The 16,211-nt window shown below is 60.5% G+C and carries 16 protein-coding genes; 1 reads left to right on the plus strand and 15 read right to left on the minus strand.

Translation table 11 applies throughout. From position 1 onward, the window contains the following. On the minus strand, positions 1-1,506 hold a 1,506-nt coding region (locus PGW49_RS01985), incomplete at its 3' end, for a PTS fructose transporter subunit IIC (RefSeq protein ID WP_270225315.1). A 272-nt stretch (positions 1,507-1,778) separates the two neighbouring features. On the opposite strand from PGW49_RS01985, the gene PGW49_RS01990 reads away from it, so the two are divergent. Continuing rightward, positions 1,779-2,636, plus strand: a complete 858-nt coding sequence (locus PGW49_RS01990; protein ID WP_055286452.1) for a MurR/RpiR family transcriptional regulator — start codon at positions 1,779-1,781, stop codon at positions 2,634-2,636. 59 nt (positions 2,637-2,695) lie between these two features. Here the strand turns inward: PGW49_RS01990 and PGW49_RS01995 are convergent, their stop codons facing one another. The 14 genes from PGW49_RS01995 to alaS form a co-directional block, all read right to left on the minus strand. Beyond that, entirely contained in the window at positions 2,696-4,324 is a 1,629-nt protein-coding gene (locus PGW49_RS01995; RefSeq protein WP_138374856.1) for a DNA repair protein RecN, read from the minus strand. Next, positions 4,314-5,174 (minus strand): NAD(+)/NADH kinase, encoded by an 861-nt coding sequence (locus PGW49_RS02000; RefSeq protein ID WP_035138200.1) that lies wholly within the window; start codon positions 5,172-5,174, stop codon positions 4,314-4,316. Before PGW49_RS02000 ends, PGW49_RS01995 begins: the two co-directional genes overlap by 11 nt. Next, positions 5,171-5,974: a TlyA family RNA methyltransferase gene (locus tag PGW49_RS02005; RefSeq protein WP_148331517.1), complete on the minus strand. Its 804-nt coding sequence runs from the start codon at positions 5,972-5,974 to the stop codon at positions 5,171-5,173. Before PGW49_RS02005 ends, PGW49_RS02000 begins: the two co-directional genes overlap by 4 nt. A gap of 35 nt (positions 5,975-6,009) precedes the next feature. Beyond that, positions 6,010-6,249, minus strand: a complete 240-nt coding sequence (locus PGW49_RS02010) for an exodeoxyribonuclease VII small subunit (protein ID WP_006233978.1) — start codon at positions 6,247-6,249, stop codon at positions 6,010-6,012. A gap of 2 nt (positions 6,250-6,251) precedes the next feature. Continuing rightward, positions 6,252-6,839: a transcription antitermination factor NusB gene (nusB, locus tag PGW49_RS02015; protein WP_195503162.1), complete on the minus strand. Its 588-nt coding sequence runs from the start codon at positions 6,837-6,839 to the stop codon at positions 6,252-6,254. 3 nt (positions 6,840-6,842) lie between these two features. Beyond that, positions 6,843-7,205, minus strand: a complete 363-nt coding sequence (locus PGW49_RS02020; protein WP_195503163.1) for an Asp23/Gls24 family envelope stress response protein — start codon at positions 7,203-7,205, stop codon at positions 6,843-6,845. A gap of 24 nt (positions 7,206-7,229) precedes the next feature. Continuing rightward, positions 7,230-7,793, minus strand: coding sequence for an elongation factor P (gene efp, locus PGW49_RS02025; protein WP_006233983.1), 564 nt, complete (start codon positions 7,791-7,793; stop codon positions 7,230-7,232). A gap of 159 nt (positions 7,794-7,952) precedes the next feature. Then, positions 7,953-9,083 (minus strand): M24 family metallopeptidase, encoded by a 1,131-nt coding sequence (locus tag PGW49_RS02030; RefSeq protein WP_195503164.1) that lies wholly within the window; start codon positions 9,081-9,083, stop codon positions 7,953-7,955. Between the two features lie 132 nt (positions 9,084-9,215). Next, a complete protein-coding gene (locus tag PGW49_RS02035) occupies positions 9,216-10,325 on the minus strand; it encodes a hypothetical protein (protein ID WP_270225320.1) in 1,110 nt (369 codons plus the stop codon). Then, positions 10,322-10,855 carry a shikimate kinase gene (locus PGW49_RS02040; protein WP_270225321.1) on the minus strand — a complete coding sequence of 178 codons (534 nt, stop codon included), beginning with the start codon at positions 10,853-10,855 and terminating at the stop codon, positions 10,322-10,324. The genes PGW49_RS02035 and PGW49_RS02040 overlap by 4 nt, the downstream gene beginning before the upstream one ends. Positions 10,856-10,863: 8 nt before the next feature. Beyond that, positions 10,864-11,361, minus strand: coding sequence for a YqeG family HAD IIIA-type phosphatase (locus PGW49_RS02045; RefSeq protein WP_117583452.1), 498 nt, complete (start codon positions 11,359-11,361; stop codon positions 10,864-10,866). A 2-nt stretch (positions 11,362-11,363) separates the two neighbouring features. Further along, entirely contained in the window at positions 11,364-12,719 is a 1,356-nt protein-coding gene (mltG, locus tag PGW49_RS02050; protein ID WP_270225322.1) for an endolytic transglycosylase MltG, read from the minus strand. Then, complete coding sequence (ruvX, locus tag PGW49_RS02055; protein ID WP_117746034.1) at positions 12,712-13,140, minus strand: Holliday junction resolvase RuvX; 429 nt, start codon at positions 13,138-13,140, stop codon at positions 12,712-12,714. The genes mltG and ruvX overlap by 8 nt, the downstream gene beginning before the upstream one ends. Positions 13,141-13,157: 17 nt before the next feature. Beyond that, complete coding sequence (gene alaS, locus PGW49_RS02060; RefSeq protein ID WP_270225323.1) at positions 13,158-15,815, minus strand: alanine--tRNA ligase; 2,658 nt, start codon at positions 15,813-15,815, stop codon at positions 13,158-13,160. Between the last annotated feature and the right edge of the window lie 396 nt (positions 15,816-16,211).

The raw sequence follows: 16,211 nt of genomic DNA on the forward strand, positions 1-16,211 counted from the left end.
AACCGGCTTGGTTGCAGGAGCGGGCTTCTGGTTCTTCTCGAAGTCGTACTTCTTGAAGGCCACGAACAGGATGCCACCGACCACAGCGCCGATGAGGATCGCGAGGACCCACAGCGGACCGTTCTCGACAACGGGCAGGACCAGGAAGCCGCCGTGAGGCGCCGGATCGTGAACGTTGAAGAAGATGGTCAAGATGGAAGCGATGGAAGAACCGAGCATCATGATGGGCATAACGGGCCAGATGTTCTTGGTCATGAACGGAATGGCGCCCTCGGTGATGTGGGTGGAACCAAGGATGAGGTTGACGATACCGGCGTCATGATCCTCCTGGCTGAAGTACTTCTTGCCGACAACGACGGCGAAGGTGGTGATCAGCGGCGGAACGATGCAAGCGGCGGAGACGGCAGCCATGAAGTTGGTGCCGAAGTTGTAGGTCTCGGTGCCGACGCCAGCTTCGAGAGCGGTACCGAGCAGGAAGGTGCCAGTAGCGTAAGCAGCCTTGTTGACCGGGCCGCCCATATCAAAGGCGCACATGCAGCCGATGGCCAGGCCAAGAATCACCGGACCGGAGTTACCGAGGCTCTGCAGGAAATCCATCATACCCTGGTTAATGGCAGCCATGGGGCCGGAAATACCGAGCATGACCAGGCCGACGATGGCGGTAGAGCACAGCGGATACAGGAAGATTGCCTTCAGGCCATTAAGGCTCGCGGGAATTTTAGAGAAAACCTTCTCGAGCAGCAGGATGACATAGCCGGCGAGGAAGCCGCCGACGATGCCGCCCAGGAAGCCGAAGCCCACGCCGGCGCCACCGGCGTCGATCATGCCGGTCTCGGCGTTAACAGGCAGGCCCTGGATGGCAATCATACCGGCAACGAAACCGGGGACGAGCGCCGGGCGCTTGCCGATGGATTCGGCGATGTAGGCGGAAAGCACCGGAACCATAAGGTTCATGGCGATGCCGCCGATGATCTTGAGCATCGCAGCAAAGCTGTTGTAGTCGGCAGCCGTCGAATCAAAGGACGTGATGCCCCACAGGAACGAAATGGCGGTCAGAACACCACCGGCAACGACGAAGACCAGCATGTGGCTGACGCCGTTCATGAGGTGCTTGTAGATGACGTGGCCGATGGACTCCTTCTCCTCGACCTCGTCCTCGACATCGGCGGCAGCGGCAACCGTGTCGTCGCCCTTGGCGGCGAGCGCGCGGTCGATCAGCTTACCAGCAGCCTCGACAGACAGGGCCTTGGAAACACCAACGGAAACCATGGGCTTACCGGCGAAACGCTCAGCCTGGACATCCTTATCGGCTGCGACGACGACGGCCTTGGCACCGGCGATCTCGCTCTTGGTGAGCTCGTTCTCGACACCGACCTGGCCATGAGTCTCGACCTTAATGGTCAGACCGCGCTCGGCAGCTGCCTTCTCCAGCGCCTCCTTCGCCATGAAGGTGTGCGCAATGCCGGTCGGGCAACCGGTCGCGGCGATGATGTCAAACTTAGCCATGTGTCCCTCCTTCTTGAGTACAGCGCCCTCGGGCGCTCCCCTACACGCGCTTCGATGCGCGTTTTTCCACAACTGAAAGATACCAACCTACCGTCCGCGTGAGAAGAGACAAGGCGCAATTCTCCGGTGAAAGGTTCTTTCATAACCGTAAACGGCAAGTGAAAGTTTACCATCAACACTTGAAACGGCAAGGTGTATCTTGTAATTGAAAATGCCCGTATACTATGGCATTGCAAATCAAGTTAGATTTTCATGCCAACCAGGAGCCATCCATGACCGATAGTAGCAAAAGCGCACTTTCCCTCATTAGTACCCACCAGGGATACAGCGAGTCCGAGCAGCGCATTGTCGACTATATATTGGAGCACCAGTCCGAGGCGCCACGCCTCACGGCGGCTCAGCTCTCGCGCGCTGCCGCCACGTCCGAGGCGACCGTTTCGCGTTTCTGCCGCAAGCTGGGCTTTGGCAGCTTCCGCAGCTTTCAGTTTTCGTTGGCGCGCGACTTAGAGAGTCAGCGCAACGAAGGCCTGACCGACGAGGTCTCGCTCGACAACATGGAGCAGAGCCTTAAAAATATCCTCGCCGCCAAGGTGAGTGAGCTTAATGCGACCATCGACGGCATTGATCACGACACGTTGGCCGCAGTTGTACACGCGCTTAAGAACGCCGGCGTTATTGAGTTTGCGGCCGTAGGCAACACCAACGCCGTCGCGCTCGACGCGACGTTCAAGTTCTCGCAGCTGGGCCTGCGCTGCATGGCGAGCACCATTAGCGAGACATCAATCGGCTTTGCGCTCACGTTACGCCCGGGTGACGTCATCGTGCTAATCTCAAACTCTGGCAAATCGCGCCGACTGAATCGCATGGCAAAAGCGGCTCGCAACTGCGGCGCAACCGTAGTCGTCATCAGCAGCGATAGCAAGTCTCCACTTGCGCGCCTCGCCGACTACACCTTTAATACCGTCAATCACGAAGCGCTGCTGACAACGGGTGACTTCGCATTCTCCAAGATGAGCGCCACGATGATCATAGAGGTCATCTACAACTTCCTGCTGCCCGAAATCGAGGACGCCCGAGAGCATATCAGCTACTACGAAGAGCTCATCCAACCGGATAAGGTCGTGGAGTAAAACGCGAAGTGGGACAAAAAATTCAGTCTATTTTGTCCCACCAACACCGCTGATACGACCTAACCTCGAGCTTCTTCGAGCATCTGCTTTGCGTGCGCCAGGCTAGCCTCGGACTGATCGCCGCTCAACATGCGGGCGATCTCGGCGGTACGCGCTTCGCCGGTTACCTCGTCCAAATGCGTCTGGGGAACATCGCCTGGTTCCTTGCTGACAACATAATGCTTGTCGGCCATGACGGCGACCTGCGCCAAGTGGGTTACGACAATCACCTGATGCGTAGAGGCGAGATCTGCCAGCACGCCCGCGAGTGCACGCGCCGTGGAGCCACCGACACCGGCATCGACCTCGTCAAACACCAGCGTATCGACACCGTCCGCGTTACCGAGGACAACCTTGCTTGCAAGCATGACGCGGCTGAGCTCGCCGCCCGACGCAATGCGGCGCAGGGGACGTGGCGTCAAGCCGGCACCGCTGCGGTATAGCAGCTCGTAGCTCGAAGGACCAACGGGCGTCCACTCAGCACGGGGAAGATCGCGCGACTCCCAGACGAGCTCGGCACTACCCATCTCCAAGCGCGCCATCTGGCGGCCAACCTCGTGGCAGAAGCGCGGGGCCGCCGTATTGCGTGCGCGCTTAAGTGCCTTGGCAGCGGCAAACAACTCGCGCTCGGCGCTCCCGAGTGCCTCACGCGCCTTTTTGATCTGCTCATCGCCATCATCGACCAGGGACAGCAGCTCTTGCGAGCGATCGCGCATGGCAAAAACATCGTCCATGGTGGGACCCCACTGACGCAACAGGCCCTTGAGGTCGGAATATCGCTCACGCATGCGTGCGAGCTCGCGCGGGTCGAAGGCGACGCCATCGCGATAGGTACGAAGCTCGTTCGCGCAATCCTCAAGGGAGATACAGGCATCCGAAAGCGCATCGGCAATGTCGCCCAGTTTGCGATCGACGGTAGCCATTCGGGAAAGTTCTGCCACGGCGCTGTTCACGGCGTCGAGCGCTCCCCCTTCGGAGGCAAGCGATGCATGGGCATCGTTAGCTGTGGCAACCAGTACCTCGGCATGTTCGGAGCGCGGCAGCAGTTCCTCGAGTTCCTCATACTCGCCCGGTTTGGGGTCGACCTCGCCGATGCGCTCGAGCGCAAAGCGCGCTTCCTCGACGCGACTCCCCCGCGCACGTGAGGCCTCCTCGACGCGACGGACCTCCTTGGCAGCCGCGCGCGAGGCTTTAAAGCAAGCACGGTAGTGCTCGAGCGCCTCGAGCGCAGAGCGTCCCGCCCAGGCATCGACCATCGCAACGTGATGCGCCGGATCGAGCAAGCGCTGGTGCTCGTGCTGGCCGCACAGATCCATCATCACGCCGACGCGCTCCGAAAGCTCGCGCACACTGGCAATGCGACCGTCAATCTTCACGCGGCTGCGGCCCTCGGCAGAAAGGCTGCGCTGTACGGTGAACCCCTCCGTGTCGTGAGGCCCGTCGAAGAGTCGCGCCTCGACGCTCGCCAGTGCCTCGCCCTCGCGCACCGTCGACGAATCCGCACGCTCGCCCAAAATTAGCTTGAGGGCCGAGAGCAGCGCGGTCTTGCCGGCGCCAGTCTCGCCAGTCAGGACAGTCAGGCCGGCACTCGGCACCAGCGTCGCCTCGCGAATGAGTGCAATGTTATAAACCTGCAGCTCATCGATCATGACGGACTCCGTAGAATACGCGGCTCACCGAGTTATAGAAGCTCTCGGGGCCGTAATCCAGCAGCAACACATCTCCGGGCCCGCGGCGCACCGCCACGCTCTCAACGGTGCCATCGCAGGTAATAAACTGTCCATCGATAGCGATCGCCGGAACGCTCGGGCGATCATCGGACATAAAGATTTCGACGACATCACTCGGCGAGGTCAAAAAGGCACGAGCCTGAATGGTGTGCGGCGCAATGGGTACGCAGACCATGCCCGTATAGTCGGGGCTCACGATGGGGCCACCGGCACTGAGCGCGTAACCCGTAGAACCAGTCGCCGTGGACACGACCACGCCGTCGCCACGCAGACGGTCGATATGATGGCCGGACACCGTGATGTCGAACTCGACCATATCGGACAGCGGACCGCGGGTAAGCGCCATGTCGTTGAGGGCGAAGGTGCGCACGACATCCTTCGTACCGTCTTCGCGCACGGACACGATATCCGCGGCGATGGTGGCGCGACGGCTCACGTGCAGCTCACCGGACAGGGCGTCGCTCACGACCTGCAGGATGTCGCGCTCCTCGGGGCTCGCAGCAGTTAGAAAGCCCAGGTGACCATAGGAAAGACCGAGGATAGGAATCTCACGATGGTTGAGGATGCGGGCAGCGCGCAGCAACGTACCGTCGCCGCCGAGCGTAATGACCAGATCGGAGCCGTCAATATCAGGCGTGCTCTGAATCTTGGATCGCTGGTCGGCAGCCCATGCGACCTCATAGCCCTGGCGAGTCAGCCAAAGCTCGAGCATCAGGCCGCTCTCGACCGCCTCTTGCTTGTAGTAATTGGGAACCAGAAAGACCTTCATAGCGTTGCAGCTTTCTCGCTCATAACCGATACCTGGGATTGCAGCTCGTCTTGCGAGCGATCGCCGGGGTCAAATCTCGTGCCGTACAGGAAAAACTCAACGTTGCCCTTGGCACCATGAATGGGCGACACGCACACATCGACCGGGAACAGGCCCTTGGCAGCAAAGAGTTCAACCGCCGCCACGAGTGTATCGCGGCGCACGGCGGGATCGGTCACAATGCCGCCCTCGCCCACCAGCGCCGCCGGAGCCTCAAACTGCGGCTTTACGAGCGTGCAGAATGCACCCGTAGGCGCCAGGCACGCCAGTACCGCATCGATAATGTTCGCGATGCTGGTAAACGAGACATCACACACAGCCAGGTCGATAGTGCCGGCATAGCCAAGCTCAGGCAGCTGCGTCACGTTTGTGCGCTCATGCAGCGTCACGCGATCGTCCTGGCGCAACGACCAATCGAACTGGGCGCGACCCACGTCCACCGAGACAACGGTCGCAGCTCCGCGCTTGAGCAGACAATCGGTAAAGCCGCCGGTAGAGCAGCCCACATCCAGACAGGCAAGGCCCGTCGGATTGATGCCAAACGCATCAAGCGCGCCTTCGAGCTTAAGACCGCCGCGGCCAACATAGGGAATGCGCCCCTTCACATGCAGCGGCAGCCCCGGGATCACCTTAAGGCCCGGCGAAGTCAAGCGCTCACCGCCACTCGAGACCAAGCCGGCCATAAGAGTGCGAAGGGCATCCGCGCGATCGGCGCAGATGCCCTGTGAAATCAGTTCGTCATCAAGACGCACGCGTTTCATGAATGCCATCAACCATTCGTATCCGGAGATGCGGCCTAGCTATCCTGGGATTCGTTTGCCGCATCCTCATCGTATTCCTGCTCGAGCTTGTCGGCCTCACGCGGCGTCAACTCAAACTTGTCGACCATATCGACCGCGCGGGAGCCCAGCTCAATCGCTTCGTCAAACAAATCGAGCGAACGCTCCAAGGAGGTATCCTTGGAGCGAACGGTAGCGATGATCTGATCCAGACGGTCCGAAATCTCATCAAAGTTACGGACAGAACCCTCTGGCATGGCTACTCCTCGACGGAGTCGGCCTCGACGGCCTCAGCAGCGTCCGCATCCTCGGCCAACACACCAGCCTCAGCCTGGGCAACCGCAACCTTAGCGGCAGCCTCGGCAGCCTGTGCCTCCTCGCGAGCGCGATCCTCGGCCAGCAGCTCCTGGTATAGGTCCTCGCCCGGCAGCTCCTCGCTGCGAGCGATCTTGCCCAGCACGCCGTTGACGAACGACGCGGACTGGTCGGTGCCATAGGCCTTGGCAAGCTCGACGGCCTCGTTGATCACGATGGCGTCCGAGACCTCCTCGTCGGTGAGGAAACGCATCTCGTAAACGGCGATACGCAGCAGATTGCGGTCGGCACCGGGCATGCGCATAAGATCCCAGTTCTTGGCAACGGAGCGCAGAGCGCAGTCGATGCGGTCGATATGCTCGTAGGCACCGCGGCACAGCTCCAGCGCATAGGGGTCGAGGGGACCCTTCGAGATCAGGAAATCACCCTCGAGGACGCGCTCGAGCGGGCTGTCCGTGGCCTCGGCCTGGAACAGCAGCTGCAGCGCCTGACTGCGGGCAAGCGTACGCCCGCGATAAACCTTAAGGCTCAAAGGTTACTCCTTGGGGAAAACGAGGCCGTCGATGCAAACGTCAACACGCTCAACCTCAACGCCAACCTGGGCATCGATGGCAGCGACCACGGCAGCGCGAACGGCCTCGGCGAGTTTCTTGAACGGATAGCCAAAGAACGCCACGACACGCACGGTGAGTGCGAGCTTGTCGCCAACGACCTCGGCCTCGACAGCCGGCTCGGAAGCCGGGGCCTTGGACGAGAGCATCATGGAGACAAGATTAGTGGCAAGGTCCTTGACGCCAACGGAGGCGATGCCCTCGACATCGGACACGGCGCGCGAGACGATGGCGGTCAGAACATCGGGCGAAATGCCGATGCCGTCAATCTTGATTTCTTGGGGCATGAGTCCTCCTAGAAGAGTTGGTTGCTAAACGCGGGAGACGAACTTGCCGTCGCGGGTGTCAACCTTGATGACCTCGCCCTCGTTGAGGTACATGGGGACCTGGATGACAGCGCCGGTGTCGATCGTGGCCGGCTTGGTGGAACCCTGGACGGTATCGCCCTTAAAGCCCGGGTCGGTCTGGACGATGGTGGTCTCGATGAACATCGGCGGGGTCACGCCCATGAGCTCATCGTCGGCGAAGAGCAGCTGGCAGATGTCATTCTCGCGCAGCCACTTGGAGTTCTCGCCCACCATGTCCTCGGGAACGGGAACCTGCTCATAGGACTCATTGTCCATGAAGATGTAGTCGGTACCATCGTTGTAGAGGTACTGGAACTCACGGGTGGTGAGCATGACGCTCTCGAACTTGGTGCCGGCGTTGCAGGTGTTCTCGACGACGCGGCCGCTCTTGATGTCGCGGGTCTTGTAGCGCACAAACGCGCCGCCCTTGCCCGGCTTGACATGCTGGAACTCGACGATGGTGTAGACCTTGTCCTTAATGCGGAGACCGAGGCCGTTCTTGAAGTCGGCGGTAGAAATGGTAGGCATAGCGACCTTTCTTGTTATGGGCAGAACGCACAAGCGTCCAAATTACATACGACCGAAATTATACACTTGCAGACGGCGCCTGCAGCGAGCGCATAAAAAGAGAACGCGGGGCGCCCGAATCATTTCGGACGCCCCGCCCCAAAAATCTATCGAAATGGGCTAGCAATCGATGACGTGCAGGTCGTGCGGGGTCTTGGTGAAGGGCTCATATCCGTTCTCGGTGACGACGCCGTAGTCCTCCAGGCGCACGCCGCCCACACCGGGCAGGTACACGCCGGGCTCCATGGTGATAACTGAGCCGATCGCGATGGTGTTCTTGCTGCGGTTAAAGTTGGGCAGCTCGTGGATGTCGATACCGACGCCGTGACCCAGACCATGGTTGTAGTAATCGCCATAGCCGGCATCGCCGATGATCTTCTTGGAAAGCTTGAAAATGTCGTTGCCCTCAACGCCCGGATGGATGGCGGCGACGCACTCCTCGTGCGTACGGCGCACGAGTGCGTACAGGTCGAGCTGCTCCTGGGTGGGCTCGCCCATCACGACAGTGCGCGTCATGTCGGAGCGGTAATCGCAATAACCCGCGCCATAATCCATGAGAACGAAATCGCCCTTCTCGATCACGCGGTCGCTCGGCACGGCATGCGGGTTGGCGGTGTTGGGACCGCTCGCCACGATGGAGCCGAAGGCAAGGCTATCGGCGCCGTTGGCGAACATAAAGTTCTCGAGCTCGTTGCGAACCTGCTTCTCGGTCATACCAGGCTTAATAAAGCCGAGCATGTGCTGGAAGGCGGCGTCGGTGATCGACTGCGCATGGCGCATGAGCTCGATCTCCTCGGCGTCCTTGATGGCGCGCATCTTGCGAATGTCGGCATGCATCAGCGGCAGCATGCAGGCGACGGAACGATCCTCCAGACCACGCTGAATACCCTGATAGAAGTTGATCTGCATGTCGTCCTCGACAGCGCAGACGCGGCACTTGTTGGCCGCGATTTTGCCGGCGACCCAACCGGGGATGGTGCCCTCGTCCATGTCGTAGACCCAGGGGCTGCCGGCGGGCGTGTTCTCCTCAAAGCTGTTGAGGTAGCGCGAGTCGGTATGGAACAGGCACTGGTCAGCCGTAATAAACGCCGCGTGCGGGAACTCGAAGGTGTAGTCGAAGACGCCCTTCACGCCCGTGAGCCAACGAAGATTGGCCTCGTCGCGTACCACGATAGCGTCGTAGCCGCGCTCGACCATCAGGGCACGGACACGTTCGATACGACCGGCAGGACCGGCAGCAATCTCAGACATGCAGATTCCTTTCTTATTGTCTCTATAAAGACGGGACGGGTCTCAACCGAACGTCGGAATCGCATGCGATCCGCAACCGATTGGAAACCCGTCCCACAACATGATACGAAAGACGATGGATGTCAATAAATCTTAGAGAAGTTCTTTGCGAGAAGCCAAGTAGGCGTGAGCATGGCGCTCAAGAACCTCGTCCTCAACGCTCGTTAGACGAATGGCGCCGAGTGCCGCGGGCAGCGGCAACATGCTGCGGTTCGAGCGAGCGAACTGCTGCTTGCGGAACTCCTCGATAAACGCAGTGGGCTCCAGGTCGAAGGCAAGCTCCTCGATGCCAAAGTCCTCCAGGCAGTCATCGACCTCAAAAACGTAATCGATATCGAAGTCGCAGGCATCATGTGCTAGGCGCGCCTCAAAACGCATGCCCTCGGACAACAGCTGGTAGGCAGGGACCTGAGAAGCGGCATCGCCCAAGCAGGCGCGCAGGGTACGCTCCCCCATCTTGCCAAAATCGAGCGCATGGCGGGCGCTCGGGTTCGTAGCCATCAGTACGTCCTTGCGGGCAGTCTGAGACCACTGAACGGCATTGACGAGCGCGACCTCCTCGCCCGCGAGAATCTCGGGGACGGTCTCGGTAAACTGATTCCAACGGGACTTGCTGCTCGAAAGCATGGTGCCAACAAGTACCGCATAGCCAAGCTTGAGGTCCTCGGGGTCCGTCTCGCGAACAAGGTCGAGGTCACACACGACCAAGCCCGGCTCGGGACGGAACGCGATAGCGGGAAGCGCATTCGCCGACGAGGCGACGAGCGGCTTCATGGTCGTCGCGACCGTGAGCATGGCGTCGAACGTCGTCGGCAGCAAGGCGCACTCGGTGCGACCGCACCACTGATTGGCACACCAGCAAACGACCGAGCAGGTTGCGACATCGCCAACGGCAACAACGAGATCGTCGCAGGTAATGCCGTTAGCTGACAGGGCGCCAAAGACGGTATCGGCATCGGCCAGCGTAGCGCCGGCAGGAGAAACCTCGAGGGCGAGCAGCGACACGGCAAACCCGGCGTCGACCAGCGCATGCTCGACGACCTCGCCAAAACGCTCGGATGTGGCGTCGTTCCAAACCACCATCGCGCGCTTAGGCTTGCCCACAGCCGAGGCAAACATGCGCGACAGTTCCTCAAACGCGCCAAGACCGACGCGGACATCGACACTGCGGTTTTGGAAATTGATAAGTTGACGGCGAATCATAGCAGCCCACGCTCCAAAAGCATCTCGGCACAAAGGTAGGAAACGTCCTCGAAGGACTTGTTGCGAATATCAAGGGTAATATCGGCGGCCTGGCGATACAGCGGACGGCGATGCTCAAACAGGCGCGCAGCATGCTCGGGCGAGCGGAAATCGGGCCGGGTATCGGAGCGGCGAATCTGGCGCAACGAGTCCTCAAAGTCGCCTTCGAGGTACACGCATGTACCCATCTCGTGCATCAGCTCAATGTTCACCGGCGTCTCGACGATGCCACCCCCGCACGATACCAGCAGGCTGCGCTCGCTCTGAAGCGAACGGAGTGCCGAGGTCTCGAGCTCGCGAAAACGATCCTCACCCTCGGTCTTAAATATCTCGGTCACCGACTTGCCGCATCGACGCACAACCAAACGATCGGTATCGATGAATCGACGCTTGAACATAGTGCCTACATTGCGCGCAAGCGTCGACTTGCCCGCGCCCAAAAAGCCGATAAAGAAGATATGGTCGCAGCCGTGTTTGATGTGCAGAGACATGGCGAAACCTATTCCTCGCAGGGAAGGTCGCGCAGGGCCCGGCGCTCAAAGATACGGAAGATCTGCGTGTACCACAGGTCCTGGGTTGCCTGCGGCTTGACCAGAATAGTGTCAACGCCGGCAAAGTTTCCGCTCCATACGTCGGTGTACAGCTGGTCACCGATCAGCACGGCCTCGTCGGCCGTGGCGCCCAGACGCTTAAGGCCCGCTTTGAGGGCAAATGGCGCCGGCTTCATGGCATGACTGATGGCCTCGAGCCCCAACTCACGAGCCGACGCCATGACCTGGTCGCGATGCCAGTTGTTGGACACCATGCACAGCTTAAAGCCCTTGGCATGGGCGGCCTCGAGCCAGGCGGAGACCGCAGCGGGAACCTGCTCGGTATCACGCGGCACCAGGGTGTTGTCGCGGTCGAGCAGAATGGCGCGCTTGCCGTCGGCCCAGAGGGTATCGAGGTCGATGCGATCGACCGAGGCAACATATCGTTTGGGGCTAAAAATCCTCATGATCAATTCCAAGACTGTTGGTGCTCTTCGTAGGTCTTCGAGAAATATTCCTCGTCCTGTGTGATGTAGAAATACAGGTCATCGGAGTCGGTCGGCTCAAGGGTAGCCTTGAGCGCCTCGAGCGACGGAGAGCAGATGGGCGTGGGCGGCAGGCCCTCATGCTTATAGGTGTTATACGGGCTATCGCTCTGCAGGTCGTCGGCGGTAACCTCGCCGCCGGTGACATACATCATGGTCGCATCGCTATTGAGGTAACGCAGGCCATCGAGCTTGCCCGCCAGACGGTTATAGAAAACCGATGCCACATGCGCGCGCTGATCGGCGTTGAGACCCTCGCGCTCGACAATCGAGGCAAGGTTAACGATGTCGTAATCGGACATCTCCACGCCATAGCGCTCCTTGATCTTGGCCTCGCAGCTGGCAAAGTCAAGCGACTTATACTCAGCGTTGAACTGGTCAAGCATGGCGCGAATCACATCATCGGCGCTTGGGTCCTTGCCCAACGAATACGTCTTGGGGAACAGGAAACCCTCGAGCGAATCGTTCGCGGCGCCCTCAAGGAAGCTATAGTCCTTCACATAGTTGGACGCCTTTGCCTGATTGAGGAAGTCTTCCTTCGAGATACTGCCGTATGCCTTGGCCACGCGGTCGGCGACCTGATCAACCGTCAGGCCCTCAGGGATAGTCAGCGCATCGGAGCCCGCATTGGGGCCTTCCATGAGCTGCTGAACGACCTTGGTCGCGTCCATAAGCGTGGTAAACGAATACTTACCCGGCTTAAGCGACATATCCGCGTTGAGCTTTTTGACCGCCGCGTAATAATCCTTGGGATTTTCGACGATATGGTTCTCAGAGAGAATCGAAGCGATGCTGTCACCCGAGGCACCATCGGGAATTGTGATAGTAACCTGCTGGCCTGCAACGACTTTCGCATCCTCACCGCCAAAGAAGCCCTTAACGGCCGGCACGACAAAGAAAACGATCGCGACAAGCGCAAGCACGGCGGCGACGCCACCGACAATCAAAGGCACCGGGGAGCTTTTCTTTTGGGCACCACGGCGGGCGTGCGTGTTATAGCTCGAACGCGTGGCTGGAGCAACGCCGTGCGAGCCATGAGCATGATGTGCGTGGGAGCGTGATTGCGGGGCCTGCCCCTGCGTGCGCTGGGCAGGAACCTGTTGCTTAAAACGAGCGCCGCCAGCGGGCTGCGCGGGACGAGCGGCGGGCTGTTGAGCAGCACGCTGAGTAGGCTGAGCCGAACGCTGCATCGGCTGCGCCGGGCGCTGGCCAGCCTGAGCAGGGCGCGGCGCGGGCTGCCGTGTACGATTCGGCTGGCGCGGATCGAAAGCGCTAGACATGCGAAACCTCCTCGTTTTTGCGATCGAGCCACGTCTGCAAGAACAGGCTGGCGGCGATCATGTCGATCTTGCCCCTCATCTGCTTTTCGTTGAGCCCCTGCTCTCGCAGGATTCGCTTGGCCTCCTGCGAGGACAGACGCTCGTCCTCAAACTCCAGCGGAAGGTCGAGCTCGTCGGCAATCTTTTGGGCCACGGCGGCGACGCGCTCGGCCTGGGGGCCGGGTTCACCGGCCATGGTCAAAGGACGTCCGCTTACCAGGATATCGGGCTCATAGTCCTCGACCAGGTAGCGAAACGTCTTTGACATACCGGTGACCTCGGCAGCCGGAAGCACCTTGACAGGCATTGCCATCTTGCCATCACGGCTCGAGACGGCAATGCCAATCCTGGTCTCCCCTATGTCCAGTGCGAGCGCGACCACAGCGACTACTTAGGTTCTTAGGCGCCGAGCGCGGTCTTAGCGGCCGCGAGGGCATCGGCGATACCGGCGGCGTTCTTGCCACCGGCCTGGGCCATGTTGGGACGACCGCCACCGCGACCGTCGACCAGGCCCGCAATCTGCTTGATCACGTTACCGGCGTGGAAACCGGCCTTCACGGCGTCATCGGAGCCGGCGGCGAGCAGAGCCGGGGTGCCCTTCTCGGTCACGCTGGCAACAACGCAGGCGACGGGGCCGGCGACCTTCTGGTGCACGGTGTCCCAAACGTTGCGCAGGTCGGCAGCCTCAAGGCCCTGGAGCTCAGCGACGACGAGCTTGTAGCCGTTCAGCTCGACAGCGCCGTCGATGGCACTGGAGATAGCGTCGGAGGAGCCACCGGTCAGCGCCTTCTTGAGCTTGTTAGACGTCTCGCGCAGCTCGGCCTGCAGGTTCTCCACGCGGGCAGGAACCTCGTCGACGCGGCACTTGAGCGCAGCGGCAGCGGCGTCAACGAGTGCCAGGCGGTCGGCCATGTAATCGAGAGCGCCCTTGGAGGTCACGGCCTCGATACGGCGGACATTCGAGCCCGTGGAGGATTCGGAGATGATCTTGAACAGACCGATCTCGGCGGTGTTGGCGGCATGCGTACCACCGCAGAGCTCGCGGGAGAACGGCTGGTCCTCGGCGCCCACGGAGACGACGCGGACGACGTCGCCGTACTTCTCGCCAAACAGTGCGACAGCACCGGCGGCCTTGGCCTCGTCGATGCCCATAACACGGGTCACGACCGGCTTGGAAGCGAAGATCTGCTGGTTGACCAGGTCCTCGACAGCCTTGAGCTGCTCGGAAGACAGGGCCTCGAAGTGCGTGAAGTCAAAGCGCAGGTGCTCGGGCGTCACCAGCGAGCCGGCCTGGGAGACGTGCTCACCCAGGACCTGCTTAAGCGCGGCGTCGAGCAGGTGGGTGGCGGTGTGGTTGCGGCGCAGGAAACCACGGCGCTCGGCGTCGAGCGCGGCAGTCACGGTAGCACCGACGGTCAACGTGCCCTCGGCAACGTGCGCGACATGGGCATACAGGCCGTTGTGGTTCTTGGTGTCGGCAACAGTCAGCGCAACGCCCTCGGCGGAAAGCTCACCGGCGTCACCCTGCTGGCCACCCATCTCGGCATAGAACGGGGTGCGGTCGAGCACGACCTCGACGTCCTCGCCGGCGGCAGCGGACTCAACGGACTCGCCGTTGCGCACGATGGCAACAACCTTGGCGCCCTCGATGACGTCGTTGTCATAGCCGTCGAACTCGGTCGCGGCAACCTTGTCGGAAAGCTCGACCCACACGTCGTTGAAGCTACCCCAGGCATCGCCCTTGGCGTTGGCACGGGCGCGGGCCTTCTGGTCCTCCATGCAGGCGGTAAAGCCGTCCATGTCGACGTCGTGGCCGGCAGCGCCGGCGATCTCGACGGTCAGGTCGATGGGGAAACCAAAGGTGTCGTGTAGCTTAAAGGCAACGTCGCCCGGAAGCACAGCGCCCTCGGCGAGCGCGGCCAGGGCCTCATCCAGGTAAACGCGGCCGTTGTCGAGCGTCGTGGAGAAACGCTCCTCCTCGGAGGCGACGATGCCCTTGACGAGCGCGACGTTCTTGAGCAGCTCGGGATAGGCCTCGCCCATCTGAGCGTTGACTTCGTCGATAAACTTGGTCAGGAAAGCGCCCTCGATGCCCAGCAGGCGGCCGTGGAACACGGCACGACGGAGCAGGCGGCGAAGGACGTACTCGCGACCCTCGTTACCGGGCAGGATGCCGTCCGAGATCATAAAGTCAACGGCGCGGGAGTGGTCGGCGATGATGCGCAGGGAGCGGCTGGCGCCGGAGTAATCGTCGGCGTCATAGGTCTTGCCGCTGATTTCCTCACCGAGTTTGATGAGGTGCTGCATTAAATCGCCGTCGTAGTTAGCGGTCTTGTGCTGCATGATAGCGGCCATGCGCTCCAGACCCATGCCCGTATCGAGGTTGCGGTGCGGCAGCTCCGGCATGGAGCCGTCCTCCTGGCGATCGTACTGGGTAAACACGAGGTTCCAGAACTCAAGGAAGCGGTCGCAGTCGCAGCCGGGCTTGCAGTCGGGACTACCGCAACCAACCTCCTCGCCCATGTCAAAGTAGATCTCGGAGCACGGACCGCAGGGGCCGGTGGGGCCAGCGGCCCAGAAGTTGTCGTCCTCGCCCAGACGCGAAATGTGATCCTCGGCAACGCCCAGGGAGCGCCACACGTCGTGGGTCTCGTCGTCCTCGGTAAAGACGGTGAAGTACAGGCGGTCGAGCGGCAGCTTGAACTCCTTGGTGATGAGCTCAAAGGCCCAAGCGCAGGCCTGCTGCTTGGAGACGCCGCCAAAGGAGAAGTCGCCGAGCATCTCGAAGAAGGACAGGTGACGGCCGTCCTCGCCGATGCAGTCGATGTCGTTGGTGCGGACGCATTTCTGGCAGGAGATCGCGCCGATCTCCTTCATGGTCTTCTTACCCTGGTAGTACTCCTTAAACTGGTTCATGCCGGCGTTGGCAAGCAGCAGCGAAGGATCGTCGGGGACGAGGGACGAAGAAGGATAGAGCTTAAGACCGCGCTCCTCAAAGAAGTTGAGGAACTTAGAGCGAATCTCGGCCGTAGTCATTGACGGGTAGTCAGCACTCATAGAGGGAATCTCCTCGGTTTCACATCGAAACAGTTCAAACGTAACGATATTACCATCCCACCGCGACTGTGCAAAAAAGAGGGCCGCCAAACAGCGACCCTCCAGCGAAAGTGCATGTTATTTAGGACAGTCAAATTCTTAAAATAACAAATGGCTGCTGTAGAATTACATAATAAAGTTCACCCGGAAGGAGCGATCGATGAAAAGCAAACGATTTATCCTGAATGCACTTCTGGTAGTAGTACTTTTAGCGCTCTTGGCCTTCTCCCAATGGTACGCAAACCAACCAGCATTTGGCTACGTACTGTATGCAGTGACATCCGGCGACAACGCTTATTGCCCTCTACGCGCAATTGACATTCTCTATTTCTATGTAGCCGGCCCCTTATCAGTCGC

The organism is Collinsella aerofaciens, assembly GCF_027679495.1.
GTDB lineage: Bacteria > Actinomycetota > Coriobacteriia > Coriobacteriales > Coriobacteriaceae > Collinsella > Collinsella aerofaciens_AK.

Excerpts from the sequence above, each read along its gene's own strand:
- PGW49_RS02000 (WP_035138200.1), bottom strand. The coding sequence starts at position 5,174 with ATGAAGGTCTTTCTGGTTCCCAATTACTACAAGCAAGAGGCGGTCGAG.
- PGW49_RS02020 (WP_195503163.1), bottom strand. The coding sequence starts at position 7,205 with ATGCCCCAAGAAATCAAGATTGACGGCATCGGCATTTCGCCCGATGTT.
- PGW49_RS01995 (WP_138374856.1), bottom strand. The coding sequence starts at position 4,324 with ATGATCGATGAGCTGCAGGTTTATAACATTGCACTCATTCGCGAGGCG.
- PGW49_RS02005 (WP_148331517.1), bottom strand. The coding sequence starts at position 5,974 with ATGAAACGCGTGCGTCTTGATGACGAACTGATTTCACAGGGCATCTGC.
- PGW49_RS02040 (WP_270225321.1), bottom strand. The coding sequence starts at position 10,855 with ATGTCTCTGCACATCAAACACGGCTGCGACCATATCTTCTTTATCGGC.
- mltG (WP_270225322.1), bottom strand. The coding sequence starts at position 12,719 with ATGTCTAGCGCTTTCGATCCGCGCCAGCCGAATCGTACACGGCAGCCC.
- PGW49_RS02030 (WP_195503164.1), bottom strand. The coding sequence starts at position 9,083 with ATGTCTGAGATTGCTGCCGGTCCTGCCGGTCGTATCGAACGTGTCCGT.
- PGW49_RS02010 (WP_006233978.1), bottom strand. The coding sequence starts at position 6,249 with ATGCCAGAGGGTTCTGTCCGTAACTTTGATGAGATTTCGGACCGTCTG.
- PGW49_RS01990 (WP_055286452.1), top strand. The coding sequence starts at position 1,779 with ATGACCGATAGTAGCAAAAGCGCACTTTCCCTCATTAGTACCCACCAG.
- PGW49_RS02035 (WP_270225320.1), bottom strand. The coding sequence starts at position 10,325 with ATGATTCGCCGTCAACTTATCAATTTCCAAAACCGCAGTGTCGATGTC.
- efp (WP_006233983.1), bottom strand. The coding sequence starts at position 7,793 with ATGCCTACCATTTCTACCGCCGACTTCAAGAACGGCCTCGGTCTCCGC.
- PGW49_RS02045 (WP_117583452.1), bottom strand. The coding sequence starts at position 11,361 with ATGAGGATTTTTAGCCCCAAACGATATGTTGCCTCGGTCGATCGCATC.
- alaS (WP_270225323.1), bottom strand. The coding sequence starts at position 15,815 with ATGAGTGCTGACTACCCGTCAATGACTACGGCCGAGATTCGCTCTAAG.